The following is a 17,552-nucleotide window of genomic DNA, read 5'->3' as shown; positions in this document are numbered from 1 at the left end:
TATGTCAGTTGTAAACACACATCTTCCAGAACTTTTACTTGGTCCTATGGTTCGTCGGGCTGAAGTTAATAATGTGTGTTTGCAACTTGTCACTTCAATGCCTCGGGCCGTGCGTTTTGAGTTTACAGGCACTGAGGTTGAAAATGAGGTGCTCGAAATACCACTGGGTAAGCATTGTTTTTTCTATATTGTAAATGTCAAACCAACAAATGGTGAGTTCATTGCCGATACAGAAATAGGCTATACGTTGTATCTTGATGATATTAAAACGGATTTATCAGCTTATTGTTATTCTCATGCCGATACGCCCGAGTTTGTTATTCCTCATGTTTTAAAGCAAGTGTTACACGGCTCTTGTCGCAACCCGCATTATCCTGTTGATGACTCATTGGCAAGCGCAGATAAAGCAGTCTCTGAGGCGCGACAGAATCAAACAACCGCACCGACATTATTATTGCTCTCTGGCGATCAAATCTATGCCGATGATGTGGCCGGACCAATGCTTCAAGCCATTTATGCTGTTATAGAGCAACTCGGTTTATATGAAGAAGCTCGCACTGAATATATAAATTTACCTGATAATTTATCTGAGCAATTATTTGCAAGAACGCCGCACTTACCAAAAACACCGTGGCAAGAACGTTCAAAACGCAGTTTAGGGTATTGGCTTCGTCAAGATGATCCGCATTTTACCAGCGCGCATGCAGTCAATCACCTTGTTTATTTGGAAGAGTTTATTGCCTATTACTTATTAGCACATAGCGGAGTGTGTTGGCAGTTTTTTGATTTTGATAAAGCGCACTTTAAAAGTGCCAATGCGAATCAGACTAAATTATATGAGTTGCAAAAAACTAGCTTACAGGGATTTGTAAAGAGCTTGCCGAAGGTTGCAAGGTTGGTTGCGAATGTCTCAACCTTGATGATGTTCGACGATCATGATGTCACAGATGATTGGAATTTAACCGCTCAGTGGGAGCAAAATATTTCGTCAAATCCAGCCAGTCAACGAATTATCAGCAATGGCTTACTGTCTTATTGGCTATTCCAAGGACTTGGTAATGACGCAGGCTCAGTGTCTAAAACACTTTTAGCCCATTTCAACTCTAGCCTCAAGACAAGTGAATGGCACCTGACCAAATTTGATACGCACCTTCATCAGTTTGATAACTGGCATTACTGCCTTGAAACAACGCCAAAATTGGTTGTATTAGATACAAGAACCCACCGTTGGCGTAATGAGCAAGACTTTAATGAGCCCAGTGGTCTAATGGATTGGGAAATGCTGATGTTTCTTCAAACTCAGCTTCAGCATCAAAAAGAGATAATTATAGTTTCTCCGGCGCCAGTATTTGGAGTAAAAGCGATTGAAGCGGTGCAAGCCATTTTCAATGCCTGTGGTCACCCTTTGGTTGTAGACGTTGAAAATTGGATGGCTCATGAAGGCGCGGCAAGAAAACTAATGGATATTTTTAGGCGCAGTGACACGCCGATAGAGACTATTATTTTATCTGGTGACGTACATTATTCGTTTTGTTTTTCTGTGCAAGCACGTTTTGGGCAACATGATAATCGCATCTGGCAATTGACTGCATCAGGCATTAAAAACGAATTCCCAAAAACATTATTGAAGTGTTTTGATCATTTAGATTCTTTTTTATACGCGAGGTGGAGCCCGCTTAACTTCTTCACTAAGCGCTGGCAAATGAAAGTGACCAAACACCTTTGCCGCTCTGAGCATTTGCGCTCACCTTACCTTTTATCTCATGCAGCAATCAGCCTGATTGAGCTTGAAAACAACAAGCTGGCAGGCTACTACCTGTTGCACTCAGATGGCTCAAAGAGCGACTTTAAGCTCTAATTTTAACCCCAGAGATCACTGACACAATTAATATCGTAGATATAAAGACTTGTATATTTTTTAGTTAGTTTGAATTGCTTTGCTATATTTAAAACACTTTGGTGTGTTTGATGGCAGGGTATGAGAGCGACAATTCTATCTTTTTTATTTCTGCTTTTTTTTAGTCATGCTTTGCTGGCGGTGCCTCAGTTTACCGACACAGCACAGATCATGCGTTCTTATGACTATAATGCAGGGCTCACACAAAGTTCTATCACCGCATTGGCACAAGATCAATTTGGTTATATCTGGGTGGGCACGCAAGCAGGCCTGAATAGATTTGATGGTCATGAATTCAAACAGTTTCAGCCAAAACAACAAAATAAGAACAGCCTTTCCGGTGGTTTCATTACGGATATTTGCATCAGTGGTCAAGATGTGTGGGTAGGCACACATACTGGGTTAAGTCGTTACAACACTCAAAATGGCAGGTTCACATCTTTTCTCGCTAATGATTATGACGAGATCTCTTCAGATAGGGTGCATGATGTTACTTGTCAAAGTACACACATCATGGTCTCCACTGCAAATGGTGAAAGTTATCAGATTGAACAAAGCAGCTTAGAGGTAACAAGTTCTAAATTAATTGGTAATTTTATTCGTTCTCCCGAAGCGCAAAACAACAACATTTATTACCTTACTGATAAAGGGTTAATGGAGAAAAGCGGGCAGCAGTCGTTGTTACTTCTTGAAGGTGAATTCAAGATGCTAAAAGTCAGGGAGCAAAGAGTTATTTTGCTGACTAAAAGTGAAGAAATGATTGTGTATGATCTCCTCTATAAAAGAATTCTTTGGTCAAAAACTTTTGCAGAGATCACCAACATCACTTTAAACAATCTTTATGTTTCAACCAATGAGATTCTCTTGGCAACGAGCAATGGAGTTTATTTGTTCCATTTTGATGGCAGGTTAATCAATCATTGGTATAAGCGTCAACAAGCCAATGGACTGCAAGACAATAACATTCTTTCAGTTATGAGAGACAAGAATAAAGGACTATGGATTGGCACTGAAACCCGAGGATTACACTTTTTTAGCCAATTGAGTGAGTCTTTTGGTCACGTCAGCACAGATAATTACCCGGATTCGCCCTTGTCTACACCAGATACACGCAGCTTTGCGATTGATAAACAAGATAGAATTTGGATCGGTACTTCATCTGGCGTGTATGTTTTTAACGGACAAGGATTTATTGAATCACAGTTTATTTATAAAGCTTTATTGGCTGTACAAGGGAGTTTTGTCACCAAGCTATTCATGTATAAAGATGAGCTGTGGATAGCCACACGGGGTAATGGTGTCTTCAGATTTTCATTTATGACTGAGCAAATAGAGCATTTTAAACCTGATTTTGGAAATGGCCCTGAACTCAGTTTTAATGACATTATTGTCTATGACGGAGTATTACTGCTTTCTTCACGCACTATGGGGCTGATGTTTTTTAACGAAAACACCAACAAGCTAATGCCTTATTTTGCAAGCTCTCTTGATGCACCTTCACATGTATCTTCGTTGCTTGTTGTTAAAGAAGAGCTATGGTTTGGCAGCATTGGTAATGGTTTATTTCGTTATAAAGAAGATGAGCTTCAACAAATAAATACTTCAGATGGTCTGCTATCTAATTTGGTTTTTATGTTGGTTCAAGAGGCTTACGGCAGAGTATGGGCTGCAAGTGAACAAGGGATCACATTAATCCATAATGACTTTAGTATTGATCGTACTTTCACACAAAACGAAGGGTTAAGTAATACCGCTATTTGGGGTTTGATTTATGATGGTGTAGGTCATGTCTGGGCTGGCACCAGTGGCGGGCTAAGTCGAATAGATATTAGCAATTTTAATGTTCATAACTTCTCTCCTACAGACGGTATCCAAGATAATGAATTTAACTATAATGCAGCTTGGCTGGCGCCAGATGGGCGGCTATTCATGGGGGGAGCGAAAGGTTTCAATCAATTTTATCCTCGCAAGCTCGATGTTGATAATTCAGCACGCCCATTATTAGTGAGTGAAATTGAATTATTAGGTGAGTCCCTTTACCCAGCGGCTGATTCAGTCTTGCCAGTTGCACCAGAATTAGCGACTGGATTAAACCTAAAACACAACCAAGATATCATTTCACTTAATTACTCTAGTTTGGATTATGGTGCAGAACAAAATCAATTTTATTATCGGGTTATAGGCTTAAGCGAGCAGTGGTTGAAACTTGCTAATGGGGTGAGGCAAGTGAGCTTATTAAAACTCAAACCTGGAAACTATATTGTTGAAGCTTATACTATTAATCGTTTTAATGTTGCCTCTCCAGTTCATCAATTCTCAATTAATATTTCTGCACCTTGGTGGTGGAACACGGGTTCTAAGAGTTTTTATGTTTTCTTTTTGCTGACTTTGATAGCGTCGATTGTGTATGCAAGACAGCTTAGATATAAAAAAGTCGTGCGAGATAATATTAAAATGTCTGAGCTCAGACAACGCTTAGAGTGGTCCTTATGGGCAAGCGGAGACGAGTTATGGGATTGGCATGTAAATAGTAATCAAATTTATCGACACACAGTCTCTTCAAAAGTTGATTATGGTGATGCAGAAACAGTAATGACCATCGATGACTTCGACCAATTTGTACACCCAAAAGACTGCATTCTAATAGAGGAAAAAGTAAGAGAGTGTATAGAAGGGCAATGCGATAGCTATGAAATAGCGATTAGGGTTAAGGATTTATTTGAGCAATGGACCTGGGTGCTAGATAGAGGAAAAGTGGTTAGGCGAGATGAAAATGGGAAAGCGACTCGAATTGCCGGTGCATTGAAAGATATTGCAGAACTTAAGAAAAACCAAGAGGCACTCCAGAAGCTTAATGAACAATTAGAGATTAACGTCGCGATGCGAACAGATGAGCTTTATAAAAAGAATCAAAAGCTTGAACAAGCTATGTTGGAATTACAACATACTCAGCAAGAGCTTATTGAAAGTGAAAAAATGGCGTCATTAGGTAGTTTAGTCGCAGGCGTAGCTCATGAGATAAATACTCCATTGGGGGTTGCATTGACAGCTTTAACTTATAATCAAGAAAGTTTAGCTAGCATAGAATCTAAGCTTGAAAACAAATCTTTAAGGCAACAGGATTTGAATAATGCGATAAGTGAGCAAAATCAAGGTTATGCACTTATCTTAAGAAATTTAGATAGGGCACAAAGCTTAATTAGCAATTTCAAACAAGTTGCAGTTGACCAATCGAGTGAACAAGCAAGAAACATCTTTATAAAGTCTTACCTAAAAGAGGTGTTTGACTCATTGGTTCCTCTAACAAAAGGAAAGCAAATTGAGATAAATATCGAAGGAGACGATTTTGAATTACATACCTATCCAGGTGCTATTTATCAGGTCATCACCAATTTTTTAAATAATTCAATGATCCATGGATTTGAGGCCAGAGAATCAGGGAAAATAAATGTAACTATTTCTAGTGATAGTGAATTTTGGTATTTAAATTATGATGATAATGGCAAAGGCATGAGTGAAGAATTACTAAAAACGGTATTCGACCCGTTTGTCACAACGAAGAGAAATCAAGGCGGGTGTGGTCTGGGTATGCACATAGTGTATAACTTGATTAACCAGCTTTTAAAGGGTGAGATTAAATGCGAATCGAAACTTGAAGAAGGAATTAAAATTAAGTTGAAACTGCCATTGTCATTGATTGAAAAATAAACACACTCATAAATTGGCGGTGTTAAATCAATTATTCGTTACAACAGCATTTTAAAGTTTGGCGTGATTTTATATACTCAGTGGCATAGAAAATCATAATTACCTTGAGGTTATAGATGACTCAGCTTTTTCCAAAATCACGACTAAAATGGGCTTGCAGAAGGGGCATGTTAGAATTAGACGTATTGTTAGGGCCATTTGTGGATGAAGCTTTTGACGAGTTACCCGATGCAGATAAGCTAGTATTTCAGCGTTTACTTGAAGTTGAAGACCCAGATTTATTTGCTTGGTTTATGGGCCATGAAAAGTGTCCTGATGCTGAACTAAATAAAATGGTGCAATTTATACTTGGCCGAGTCAAAGTATAAAATCCTATTTGACAATAATCAGCAAGATTTCAAGGCAATGGCTCTGATCTTGTTGATTATTTGTTTTATCACATTCAATATTTTTCCACATTTAATTTCATTCTTATTCATTTCTCTTGCTGCAATTGCGACTTTATATCTTCTGAATAAATGGACTTTGACTACCACGCCTAGTCATGGATTTTTGCTGCTAGATTGTAAAAATCATTACCTAGAGATTCATGCTGATACAATTGTTTCTGGGCACATTATTGCTGCTGAATTAATGTTCTCAGTGTTGTCATTAAAGATAAAAGATCCTTTATCGAAGCGTAAGACTGTAAACTTTGTTGCCTCTTCTATGACAGAACAAGATTGGAAGCGTTTATGTAGAGTTGCATTGCTCCAAGAGCAGAAAGAGCGATAGACGCTCTTTCTTCGTAGATATCTTTGAATATTAAGGTTTTAACACTGTTGGAGTAGGGCTGTCGTTTTGCTCCGGGAAATCAAGCGTGTAATGTAGGCCTCGGCTCTCTTTACGCTCTAATGCACTACGAATGATTAATTCAGCTACTTGGACCAAGTTTCTAAGTTCTAACAAGTTGTTGCTGACTCTGAAATTTGCATAATATTCTTGGATCTCTTGTTGTAATAACTCAACCCGTCTTAAAGCGCGTTCTAAGCGCTTCGTTGAACGCACAATACCGACATAGTCCCACATAAATAATCTTAGTTCGTGCCAGTTGTGAGTGATAACAACTTCTTCGTCTGAATTGCCTACTTGGCTTTCATCCCATTGTTTAATCGGTGAAGGATCTGCTGCATCGCGTAATTTAGATAAAATATCTTTAGCTGCAGCGTGAGCAAAAACAATACATTCAAGTAGCGAGTTGCTTGCCATTCGATTTGCACCATGTAAACCTGTGTAAGCTACTTCGCCGATGGCATATAGGTTTTGCAAGTCGGTCTTACCATTAAAGTCCGTCATGACACCACCGCAGGTATAATGTGCAGCAGGCACTACTGGAATGGCTTCCTTAGTAATATCTAGACCTACACTTAAGCATTTTGCATAAATGGTAGGGAAATGTTCAATAATAAAATCTTTATCTTTATGAGATATATCGAGATAAACACAGTTGGCACCTAAACGCTTCATTTCGAAGTCTATCGCTCTGGCAACAATGTCACGAGGGGCGAGCTCTTCACGCTCATCAAAATCAGGCATAAAGCGTGTACCATCAGGGCGCTTTAAGTGGGCGCCTTCACCGCGCATTGCTTCAGTGATCAAGAAATTCTGTAATTCGGGATGATAAAGACTCGTTGGGTGGAATTGATTAAACTCCATATTCGCAACGCGACAACCGGCACGCCATGCCATTGCAATACCGTCACCACTTGATACATCAGGGTTGGAAGTGTACAGATAAACTTTGCTTGCTCCACCCGTTGCTAATGCAACAAACTTTGCTGAAATGGTTTCTACTTTGTCTTCAATACGGTTGTAAACGTAGACGCCTTTAACAGGTTGAGTAGGGCAGTCAGTATCAGTAACTAAATCAATAGCATTATAATTTTCAAGTAATCTGATATTTTTATGCGCTTGAACTTGGCTGACTAGGGTTGTTTGCACAGCTTTTCCGGTTGCATCTGCCGCATGCAGAATACGTCTGTGACTGTGACCGCCTTCTCTGGTGAGGTGATAACGTTCTTTTCCTTTGCTATCAAACTCCATATCGAAAGGGACGCCTTGTTCAATTAACCACTTTAAGCAAGCCTTAGCATTGCTTGCTGTGTAATAAACCGCATCTCTATCACATAAACCACCACCGGCTGCAAGCGTATCTTCAACGTGCGATTCAATACTGTCATTCTTTTTATCAAAAACCGCAGCTATGCCGCCTTGAGCATAAAGTGTAGACCCTTCTTTTAATGACCCTTTACTGATCACAGTTACACGACAACTGTCAGCGAGTGAAAGAGCAAGGCTCAATCCGGCAGCACCACTACCAATGACAACAACGTCGGTATCATGGTTATTGATTTGTTTCATATTTGAATCTTCGTTTTTTCTATGTGATGTACACTAACAAAGTGTACTATGATCGTAAAAGTACGAACGTTAGGCCAAAATAGACTTTTCAAAAGAGGTTATTTTAGGCGTTTGAACGATATTTTAAAAAAAATTTCAAAAAAACAGAACTTTTTATTTATTAGTGTGTCTCAATTGCTGTGAATGATGGCAACTCACATTTAGTTACAATTATAAAAAAGAGGAGTACCGGCTCGAATGAGCGAGCAGGAATTGGATTTAGCATTGGTTAAGCGGGTACAGCAAGGAGATAAAAACGCCTTCAACCTCTTAGTTGCCAAATATCAAAACAGAATCGCCGGTCTTATCTCACGATATGTATCAAATCAAAGCGATATTGCTGATGTAGCTCAAGAAGCGTTTATAAAAGCGTATCGTGCGCTGCCTAATTTTAGAGGCGAGAGTGCATTTTATACATGGCTATATCGTATTGCGGTTAACTGTTCTAAAAATTATTTGGTGGCTCAAGGTCGTAAACCGCCAGCCAACGATATTGATGCTGAAGAAGCTGAACTCTACGATAACGCAGATTCGCTTCGTTCAAATGCATCACCCGAGAATTTATTGCTGAGTGATGAAGTCAAAGCAGTTATTTATAAAACCATAGATGGCTTGCCTGATGACTTGAAAACGGCAATTACCCTGAGAGAAATAGAGGGTATGAGCTATGAAGAAATCGCCGTGATTATGGATTGTCCTGTTGGAACAGTCAGATCTCGAATCTTCAGAGCGCGTGAAGCAATTGATAATAATTTAAACCCAATGATTAGTGAGTCTTAAATATGGCCCAAGCTAATAAAGCTGAGAACGAACAATTAAGCACGTCAGAAATATTCGATGGTGAGCGCCTATTAGATGATGCGAGCTTAAGCCAATTAGATGCTGAAAAATTCTCACGCTATGCCATGATAGGTGATGCATTAAGAGCTAAAAGCGACAATGCAGTGACTATCGATATAACAGCCAGTGTTGCTGCTGCACTTGCAGATGAACCTTGTCATAATGTAAAAGGCATTGAAGAAGTGGTTAGCCAACCAGAGTCTTCAAATGTAGTGAGCATTAGCAGTTGGAAAAAGCCATTCACTCAAATTGCAATTGCAGCGAGTGTCGCTTTAGTCGCTGTATTAGGTGTTAACACCATGCAACAAGCACCTGTAGTTGGTGATGACTTGCCAGTTCTTCAGTCTATTCCTGTTGCTGGTGGTGTTTCTCCAGTGAGCTTTTCATCTGAGGGCAGTGCATTACAAAGTGCTCAACAAGGTGTCAGAGAATTACAACAACAGCGTATTGGTGCGTTAGTATTAGAACACCAACGTCAGTCTAGAATGGCACAAGCTTTACATCAGGCTAAATCTGAGCAAACAGACGAGAATAAAGAAACTAATTAATGAAGCAGTTTATCTTTCTAGTTAGCTTATTTTTTGCAGTTGCGGCTCAGGCTTCTGAATCCCCAACTGCAAAGCAGTTACTACAAAATATGGCCACTGCAGTTCATCAAAGAAACTTTGATGCATCCTTTGTGGTGATGAAAGAAAAGGGCATGGAACCTTACCGTTGGTTACATGCTCTACACGAAAGTCAAGAACTTGAACTCTTAAGCCTACTAAACGGCGCAGGGCTCGAAATCGTTCGTGTTGATGATAAAGTTACTTATTTCGAACCACAGTCAGCCCCTTATTCAATAAAAACAGACACAATAGCTGGGCCAATTCCTGAAGTTCTGTTTAAAGATATTGCGGTATTAGATCAAGACTATGACTTTGTTCTTGGTGGAAAAGGTCGCATAGCGGGTCGTCCTGCTCAATTGGTGCGTTTAGAGTCAAAAGACAGTGGCAAATATAACTATTGGCTGTGGATTGATACTGAATCTTCATTGCTCCTTAAAGCGGCATACGTAAACCAAGCTGGCGAACTGTTAGAGCAACTTCAATTGACACATATTAGCGTAACCCCTGAGCCTGCTCAGCAATTGGTTGAGCTATTGAGTAAAGACTTCCCCGATCCAGTTGATCTGCAAAATGTGGTTGAAACAGATAAAGGGACTGCAAATTGGCAAATTGATTGGTTACCGCAAGGCTTCGCCTTGTTAAAAGCCGATAGACATAAATTAGATTTAAATAATGAGCTTGCAGATTATTATTTATTTTCAGACGGGTTAGTTGAATTTTCAGTGTTTGTGCAAAGACCACTTGCTGGTAAAAGACCGAGTGGCGCGTTATCATCAGGCGCAACGACTGTTTATGTTCACAACTCAGGTGCTTTTGACGTATCTGTGGTAGGTAAAATTCCACCGCAAACAGCGAAGAGCATTGCTGAGTCTGTAAAACGAGCTCTATGATAGAACAAACCTTGAGTGTCGCGAAAATTCGCGGCACAACCGCTTATCTTCAAGCCGAACCAAAACCAGCCTGTGAAGGGTGTAATGGTAAATGTGGCTCACAAATTTTTAGCCGCCTTTTTGGTACACAAAAGAAACTCTTTCCCATTGACCTGAATGAATCAGTAGAAGTAGGTCAAAAAATAAAACTCTCTCTTGATGACAGTCAGTTAGTAAATCATGGCGCTTGGGTCTATATGGCACCGTTAATGGGCGCATTTATGATGATGTTTATTGGCGCGCTGTTGTTAAATTTATCTGAACCATTACAGATTTTGTTTGCGCTCATGGGTGGTGTGTTGGGGTTTTTAGTGGCACGTTATCGAGTTAGCCGCATTAAACACCAAGTAAAAGTGGTAAAAATTTACCCAATTAGTTTCTCTGTGAAGCAAATAGATGGTGATTAGCGCAAATAAAATGTAAAATCCCACCCTAATATCTAATTTAATGACTTAAGAAGTTTAGAATCCAGAAATATGAAGCATATCCGTAACTTTTCTATTATCGCCCATATCGACCATGGCAAATCAACTTTGTCTGACCGCTTAATCCAAGTCTGTGGTGGTTTAACAGATCGTGAAATGCAGCAGCAAGTTCTGGATTCGATGGACATCGAACGTGAGCGTGGTATCACAATCAAAGCTCAGAGTGTAACGTTAAACTACACGGCTGATGATGGTGAAACTTACCAACTTAACTTCATTGATACGCCAGGACACGTTGACTTCACCTATGAAGTATCACGTTCACTTGCGGCGTGTGAAGGTGCACTATTAGTTGTAGATGCGGGTCAAGGTGTAGAAGCACAAACTCTTGCAAACTGCTACACCGCGATTGAAATGGACTTAGAAGTTATTCCAATTTTAAACAAAATTGACTTACCTCAAGCTGATCCACTTCGCGTAGCTGAAGAAATTGAAGAAATCGTGGGTATTGACGCGTTAGAAGCCGTTCAATGTTCAGCAAAAACAGGTATTGGTATTAAAGACGTACTAGAAAATATTGTACGCGATGTACCACCGCCAGTAGGCAACCCTGAAGCACCTCTTCAAGCGCTTATTATCGATTCATGGTTTGACCCATACCAAGGTGTTGTATCACTGGTACGTATTAAACACGGTGAATTACGTAAAGGTGATAAAATCAAGATTATGTCAACAGATCAAACACACATTGCTGATCATGTTGGTATTTTCACGCCTAAGCAGACAAACACGGGAGTGTTGAAAACTGGTGAAGTAGGCTTTGTGATTGCGGGTATTAAAGATATCCATGGTGCACCTGTAGGTGACACAATCACCCTGACACAAAATGCAGCGCCTGAACGCTTACCTGGTTTCCAACGCGTTAAGCCACAGGTATACGCGGGTATGTTCCCGATTGCTTCAGACGAATATGATGCTTTCCGTGATGCGCTTAATAAACTAAGCCTAAATGATGCGTCATTATTCTTCGAGCCTGAAAACTCAACGGCACTTGGTTTTGGTTTCCGTGTTGGCTTCTTAGGTATGCTACACATGGAAATTATTCAAGAACGTCTTGAGCGTGAATATAACATGGACCTTATCACTACTGCGCCAACGGTAGTATATGAGGTAGAAACAAAAGAAGGTGTTATTCAAATCGATAACCCATCTGAACTACCTGCGGTGAATGACATCATTGAAATTCGTGAACCGATTGTTGAAGCAAATATCCTTGTTCCTCAAGAGTACCTTGGTAATGTAATTACGTTATGTATTGAGAAGCGTGGTGTTCAAACTAAGATGGCTTACCACGGTAACCAAGTTGCAGTGACTTATGAGTTACCAATGGCTGAGGTAGTGATGGACTTTTTTGATAAGCTTAAGTCAACGAGTCGTGGTTTTGCGTCACTAGATTATAACTTTAAGCGTTTCCAAGCTTCTGATATGGTTAGGGTTGATATTCTAATTAACGGCGACCGTGTCGATGCATTGGCAATTATCGCACACCGTGAAGGCTCACAGCAGCGTGGTCGTCAATTGGCTGATGCGTTGAAAGAGCTTATTCCTCGTCAGATGTTCGATATTGCGATCCAAGCAGCAATTGGTACACATGTTATCGCACGTACAACAGTTAAGCAGTTACGTAAAAACGTAATCGCGAAGTGTTACGGTGGTGATGTGAGTCGTAAGAAGAAGCTACTTCAAAAACAAAAAGAAGGTAAGAAGCGAATGAAGCAATTGGGTAACGTTGAAGTGCCTCAAGATGCATTCTTAGCAATTCTTAAAGTAGGTAAATAACAGGACTTTTAAATGGCAGGCTATTTTTCTGTATTCTTGGTGCTTCTGACTTTAGGGTCAGGTTTAGTTTGGTTAGTTGACCATTACATGTTTGCACCAAAGCGAAAAGAACGAATTGCGTTGGCGCAAGGTGCCACGCAAACTCAACTTGATGATGACGTGATTGCGCAGATTGCACCTGAGCCTGCCATTGTTGAAGGTGCGAAGTCAATCTTCCCAATGATTGCCGCAATCACCATTTTCCGTTCGTTTATTTTTGAACCATTTCAAATTCCATCAGGCTCTATGATGCCGACGTTATTAGATGGCGATTTTATTTTGGTGCAAAAGTATGCGTATGGCATCAAAGATCCGGTTTGGCGTTCACAAATGATTGAAGTGGGCGAACCAGAGCGTGGTGACATAACGGTATTTAAATTTCCGTTAGATGAGCGTATTGATTTCATCAAGCGCGTTATTGGCCTTCCAGGTGATAGCATTGTGTATCGTAACCGCCAGTTATTCATAAAACCAAATTGTGAAGCAGGGCAAGAACGTACTGATAATCTAGTATGTGGTGAATATAATAAGATTGCGCTTGATATTGTGAATCGTGATGAGTTTATGCAAGGCCCAATGCCATTGGTAAGACTGACTGAAGACTTACCTGGTGCTCAGCATGATATTCTTATTAATCCACAAGCGCTTGAATCTACTGACCGTTATTACCAGCAATCGGGTACTCGTAAAGACGAGTGGGTTGTGCCAAAAGACAGCTATTTTGTGATGGGTGATAACCGTAATAACAGTCAAGATGGCCGTATGTGGGGCTTTGTTCCTAAAGAAAACTTAGTGGGCAAAGCAGTATTTATTTGGATGAGTTTTGATTTTGATAATGGCCCAGATAGCCTTCTACCAGGGTGGGTTCCAACCGGTGTTCGTTTTGAACGCCTAGGTAATATTCAATAAAATGAAAAGAAGTGTAGCAGAATTATATAAAAAAATAGGTTATGAATTTAGCGATGAGTCATTGCTTGAGCAAGCAATGACTCACCGTAGTCATAAAGGCCAGCATAACGAGCGTTTAGAATTTCTTGGCGACTCAATTTTGAGTTTTGTAATTGCCGATGCGTTATATAAAAAGTTTCCTAAAGCACGTGAAGGTGATCTAAGTCGCATGCGTTCGACGCTTGTACGCGGTCAAACGTTAGCTGAATTTGGTGTTGAGTTTAATTTAGGTGATTACCTGCGTTTAGGGCCTGGTGAGTTAAAAAGTGGTGGTTTTAGACGCGAATCGACACTAGCCGACGCTGTTGAGGCGATCATTGGTGCTGTTTTCTTAGATTCAGATATCGATTCTTGTACTAAGCTTATTTTAACTTGGTACGAATCTCGTTTAGCGGCAATTTCTCCGGGTCATAACCAAAAAGATCCGAAAACATTACTGCAAGAATTTCTACAGGCTCGTAAACTGCCTTTACCAAATTACACTGTGATCGACACGAAAGGTCAGGCACATAACCAGACATTCACGGTTGAATGTGACGTGGAAGGGATGGAAAGCATTATTTCTGTGGGCAGTTCACGTCGTAAGGCGGAACAAAAAGCAGCAGAGCAAGCATTGAAGATATTAAAGAATGACGCCTAATACGCACTGCGGCATGATCGCAATCGTTGGTCGCCCTAATGTGGGTAAATCAACGTTACTAAACAAAATTGTTGAACAAAAAGTCAGTATCACCTCGCGTAAACCGCAGACTACCCGTCACCGCATTATGGGTATTCATACGGAAGACAACTACCAAGCCGTTTATGTCGACACGCCGGGTCTTCATATTGAAGAAAAACGTGCGATTAACCGTTTAATGAACCGTGCAGCATCAAGCTCAATTGGTGATGTGGAACTGATCATTTTTGTGGTTGAAGGCACGCTGTGGACGAAAGACGATGAAATGGTACTAAAAAAAGTCCAAGACAGTGGTCGTCCAGTGCTTATCGTTATGAATAAAACGGATAACGTAAAAGACAAAGAAGCCGTGCTTCCACATATGCAGTGGTTGAGTGAGCAAGGCAACTTTGTTGGCATCGTACCAATTTCTGCTAAGAACGGTAAAAATATCGATTTAGTGAAAGATGAAGTTCGTAAACGCCTTCCTGCATGTGAGTTTTACTTCCCAGAGGATTACGTTACCGATCGTTCAATGCGATTCTTAGCTGCAGAAATCATTCGTGAAAAGCTCATGCGTTTCATGGGTGACGAACTTCCTTACTCTGTGACCGTAGAAATAGAACAGTTTAAGTGGCAAGACAATGGCGTTTGGCAGATCAATGGCTTGATCTTAGTTGAACGTCAATCACAAAAGCGTATGGTAATCGGTAATAAAGGTGAAAAGCTTAAAGTTATCGGTCGCGAAGCGCGTAAAGACCTTGAAGATATGCTTGATAACAAAGTATTTCTTGAACTTTGGGTAAAAGTGAAGTCTGGCTGGGCTGACGATGAGCGTGCACTTCGCTCTCTAGGCTACGGAGAAGACTGATTGCATAACGACTTTCGACAAGCTTACTTGCTGCATAGACGTCCTTATAGTGACTCTCAGGCCATGCTAAGTATGCTTGTTGAAGGTGTCGGCCATCTAACCATGTTGGCCAGACTCAAAGGCAAACAGTCTGTTAAACACAGTGCCCAACTTCAACCATTCACCCCAATTTTGTGCCGTTATGCTGGCAACTACGACCTTAAATATTTAAATCAATTCGAATTAGTACAAAACCCACTTCCTTTAAAAGGCAAGCCGCTATATTGTGCTTTTTATTTGAATGAGCTCAGTTATAGAGTGATCCCAGCCAGTGAGCCACAAGAATATATTTACGAACTATATCAAAAACACCTAAAACAATTAGTAGACTGTAATGACTTCGAACCCGTATTACGTTCGTATGAGTATCAGTTACTTGAAGCTTTAGGGTTTGGGGTGGAGTTTGACATGGATGCCGATGGTGATGAGATAAAAGATAAATATTATTACCAATATATTCCAGAATTAGGCTTTGTTGTAACCGACAACCCGCAAATGGGGTTTAATGGTAAAGTACTTAACCGTATGGCAAGGGGGGAGTTTGCAGATCCTGAGGTGCGCAAACCTGCAAAGTATTTAAGTCGGTATTTATTAAAACCACTTTTAGGAAACAAGGCTTTAAAGAGTCGAGAATTATTTTTATCAAGGTAAGGCAATGAAAGATATTTTATTAGGCGTTAACGTCGACCATATTGCAACGCTTAGACAAGCTCGTGGTACCAGTTATCCAGACCCTGCACATGCGGCAGCGGTTGCTGAGCATGCCGGTGCTGATGGTATTACCATCCATTTACGAGAAGACAGGCGTCATATTCAAGACCGAGATGTCTATGTAATGGCAAAAACCATTCAAACTCGTATGAATCTTGAAATCGCGCTGACTGAAGAAATGATCAATATCGCGCTTGAAGTGAAGCCCGCATATGTGTGCCTAGTACCTGAAAAGCGTGAAGAATTAACCACTGAAGGCGGCCTTGATGTAATTTCACACCAAGCAGCAATCACTGACGCTGTAAGCAAACTAGAAGCTGCGGGTATTAAAGTATCGTTATTCATTGATGCAGATAAAGCACAAATTGATGCTGCAAAAGCAACGGGGGCACCTTACATTGAGATCCATACAGGTGCTTATACTGATGCTGAAACAGACAAAGAAATGACACAAGAGCTTGAGCGTATTCGTGAAGGCGTGAAATATGCACATAGTTTAGGGATCATAGTGAATGCAGGTCATGGTCTGCATTACCACAATGTAAAGCCGATTGCTGAAATGCCTGAAATCTATGAGCTAAACATTGGTCACGCCATCATTGCACGCGCTGCGATTGACGGTCTTGAAAAAGCCGTGCGTGATATGAAACGTATCATGTTAGAAGCAAGACAAGCTTTATAAGCTTACACTTACTCTAAAAGGCCGCCCATGCGGCCTTTTCTATATGTGTTTCATTCAAAAGAGGTCAATATGCGCTGGCAAACAGATTTTTTAGAGAAACATACTCTTTTAAAAAGTTACCCAGAAAATGTGCAGTGTGTGATCGACTGGTTAGAGCCAGTATTATCACATCAAAAGAGCCCATTTTGTTTAGCCATTAATGGTGCTCAGGGCAGCGGTAAGTCAACACTATCGGAGTATTTAAAGGCATACTTAGAGAGCCAAGGTATTGCCACTGAGATTGTTTCTTTAGACGACTTTTATTTATCAAAAGCACAAAGAGCAGAGCGAGCTATTCAATACCATCCACTTTTCAAAGTACGAGGCGTGCCAGGTACGCACGATGTTTCTTTTGCTATTGAGCAAGTAAAGCGATTTAAAAATAGTGAGGATTTTATCCTGCCTCGTTTTAATAAAGCGACCGATGAGCCATATAGCAGTGCTAACTGGTTAAAATGCACAAATAAGCCCAAGGTGCTTATTTTTGAAGGTTGGTGCCTTGGGTTAATGCCTCAAAGTGCAGCACAGTTAAATAGGCCGGTGAATAATCTTGAAGCAACGAAAGACTCAAATGGGAAGTATCGTGCTCGAGTGAACCAGTTTTTAGTGGATGATTATCAAGCCTTGTTCGCACTTTTCGATAAATTAGTCTTTTTGAATGCGCAAAGCTTCGAGCGTGTTTACAGTTGGCGTTTGCAGCAAGAACATCAGCTGATAAATCGAGCAGGAACTGGCATGAGTGACGAAGAAGTCACTGAATTTATTCAGTATTTTGAGCGATTAACGCGTTGGGGTATTGAAAGCTTGAGTGCATGTAGCGACTTGCACATCAAGCTTGATGAAAACCGACAATTTAGTGTCTACTTAAACTTAGTTTAGG

General features: G+C 40.5%; 16 protein-coding genes. 15 read left to right on the top strand and 1 reads right to left on the bottom strand.

The annotated features are described in order from the left end of the window. The first annotated feature begins 1 nt into the window (after position 1). From ACH784_RS11155 to ACH784_RS11140, 4 genes are all read left to right on the top strand, one after another. Entirely contained in the window at positions 2-1,858 is a 1,857-nt protein-coding gene (locus ACH784_RS11155; RefSeq protein ID WP_404390196.1) for a metallophosphatase, read from the top strand. Between the two features lie 120 nt (positions 1,859-1,978). After that, positions 1,979-5,605 (top strand): two-component regulator propeller domain-containing protein, encoded by a 3,627-nt coding sequence (locus tag ACH784_RS11150; protein ID WP_404390194.1) that lies wholly within the window; start codon positions 1,979-1,981, stop codon positions 5,603-5,605. Positions 5,606-5,721: 116 nt separating this feature from the next. Next, on the top strand, positions 5,722-5,973 hold the full coding sequence (locus ACH784_RS11145) for a succinate dehydrogenase assembly factor 2 (protein ID WP_404390192.1): 252 nt from the start codon (positions 5,722-5,724) through the stop codon (positions 5,971-5,973). Then, entirely contained in the window at positions 5,954-6,379 is a 426-nt protein-coding gene (locus ACH784_RS11140; RefSeq protein ID WP_404390190.1) for a hypothetical protein, read from the top strand. The genes ACH784_RS11145 and ACH784_RS11140 overlap by 20 nt, the downstream gene beginning before the upstream one ends. 30 nt (positions 6,380-6,409) lie before the next feature. Here the strand turns inward: ACH784_RS11140 and nadB are convergent, their stop codons facing one another. Then, complete coding sequence (gene nadB, locus ACH784_RS11135) at positions 6,410-8,005, bottom strand: L-aspartate oxidase (protein ID WP_404390188.1); 1,596 nt, start codon at positions 8,003-8,005, stop codon at positions 6,410-6,412. Positions 8,006-8,242: 237 nt separating this feature from the next. Between nadB and rpoE the strand changes: the two genes are divergently transcribed. The 11 genes from rpoE to ACH784_RS11080 all read left to right on the top strand — a co-directional run bounded on the left by rpoE (position 8,243) and on the right by ACH784_RS11080 (position 17,551). Beyond that, complete coding sequence (rpoE, locus tag ACH784_RS11130) at positions 8,243-8,824, top strand: RNA polymerase sigma factor RpoE (protein WP_058030117.1); 582 nt, start codon at positions 8,243-8,245, stop codon at positions 8,822-8,824. A 2-nt stretch (positions 8,825-8,826) separates the two neighbouring features. Then, positions 8,827-9,432 (top strand): sigma-E factor negative regulatory protein, encoded by a 606-nt coding sequence (locus tag ACH784_RS11125; protein ID WP_404390185.1) that lies wholly within the window; start codon positions 8,827-8,829, stop codon positions 9,430-9,432. Then, positions 9,432-10,382: a MucB/RseB C-terminal domain-containing protein gene (locus ACH784_RS11120; RefSeq protein WP_404390183.1), complete on the top strand. Its 951-nt coding sequence runs from the start codon at positions 9,432-9,434 to the stop codon at positions 10,380-10,382. The genes ACH784_RS11125 and ACH784_RS11120 overlap by 1 nt, the downstream gene beginning before the upstream one ends. After that, a complete protein-coding gene (locus tag ACH784_RS11115) occupies positions 10,379-10,828 on the top strand; it encodes a SoxR reducing system RseC family protein (protein ID WP_404390181.1) in 450 nt (149 codons plus the stop codon). Before ACH784_RS11120 ends, ACH784_RS11115 begins: the two co-directional genes overlap by 4 nt. A gap of 69 nt (positions 10,829-10,897) precedes the next feature. After that, positions 10,898-12,685, top strand: coding sequence for a translation elongation factor 4 (lepA, locus tag ACH784_RS11110; RefSeq protein ID WP_404390179.1), 1,788 nt, complete (start codon positions 10,898-10,900; stop codon positions 12,683-12,685). Between the two features lie 12 nt (positions 12,686-12,697). Further along, positions 12,698-13,633 (top strand): signal peptidase I, encoded by a 936-nt coding sequence (lepB, locus tag ACH784_RS11105; protein WP_404390177.1) that lies wholly within the window; start codon positions 12,698-12,700, stop codon positions 13,631-13,633. 1 nt (position 13,634) lies between these two features. Next, a complete protein-coding gene (rnc, locus tag ACH784_RS11100) occupies positions 13,635-14,312 on the top strand; it encodes a ribonuclease III (protein ID WP_404390175.1) in 678 nt (225 codons plus the stop codon). Continuing rightward, positions 14,302-15,201 (top strand): GTPase Era, encoded by a 900-nt coding sequence (era, locus tag ACH784_RS11095; protein WP_138562540.1) that lies wholly within the window; start codon positions 14,302-14,304, stop codon positions 15,199-15,201. The genes rnc and era overlap by 11 nt, the downstream gene beginning before the upstream one ends. Continuing rightward, complete coding sequence (recO, locus tag ACH784_RS11090) at positions 15,202-15,891, top strand: DNA repair protein RecO (RefSeq protein ID WP_404390172.1); 690 nt, start codon at positions 15,202-15,204, stop codon at positions 15,889-15,891. 4 nt (positions 15,892-15,895) lie between these two features. Then, positions 15,896-16,633 (top strand): pyridoxine 5'-phosphate synthase, encoded by a 738-nt coding sequence (pdxJ, locus tag ACH784_RS11085; RefSeq protein ID WP_404390170.1) that lies wholly within the window; start codon positions 15,896-15,898, stop codon positions 16,631-16,633. A 69-nt stretch (positions 16,634-16,702) separates the two neighbouring features. After that, positions 16,703-17,551 (top strand): kinase, encoded by an 849-nt coding sequence (locus ACH784_RS11080; protein WP_404390168.1) that lies wholly within the window; start codon positions 16,703-16,705, stop codon positions 17,549-17,551. The last annotated feature ends 1 nt before the right edge of the window (position 17,552 follow it).

The organism is Pseudoalteromonas phenolica, from assembly GCF_044788725.1.
In the GTDB taxonomy this organism is placed as follows: Bacteria; Pseudomonadota; Gammaproteobacteria; order Enterobacterales; family Alteromonadaceae; genus Pseudoalteromonas; species Pseudoalteromonas phenolica_C.
This window is presented reverse-complemented; position numbering and strand designations above follow the sequence as displayed.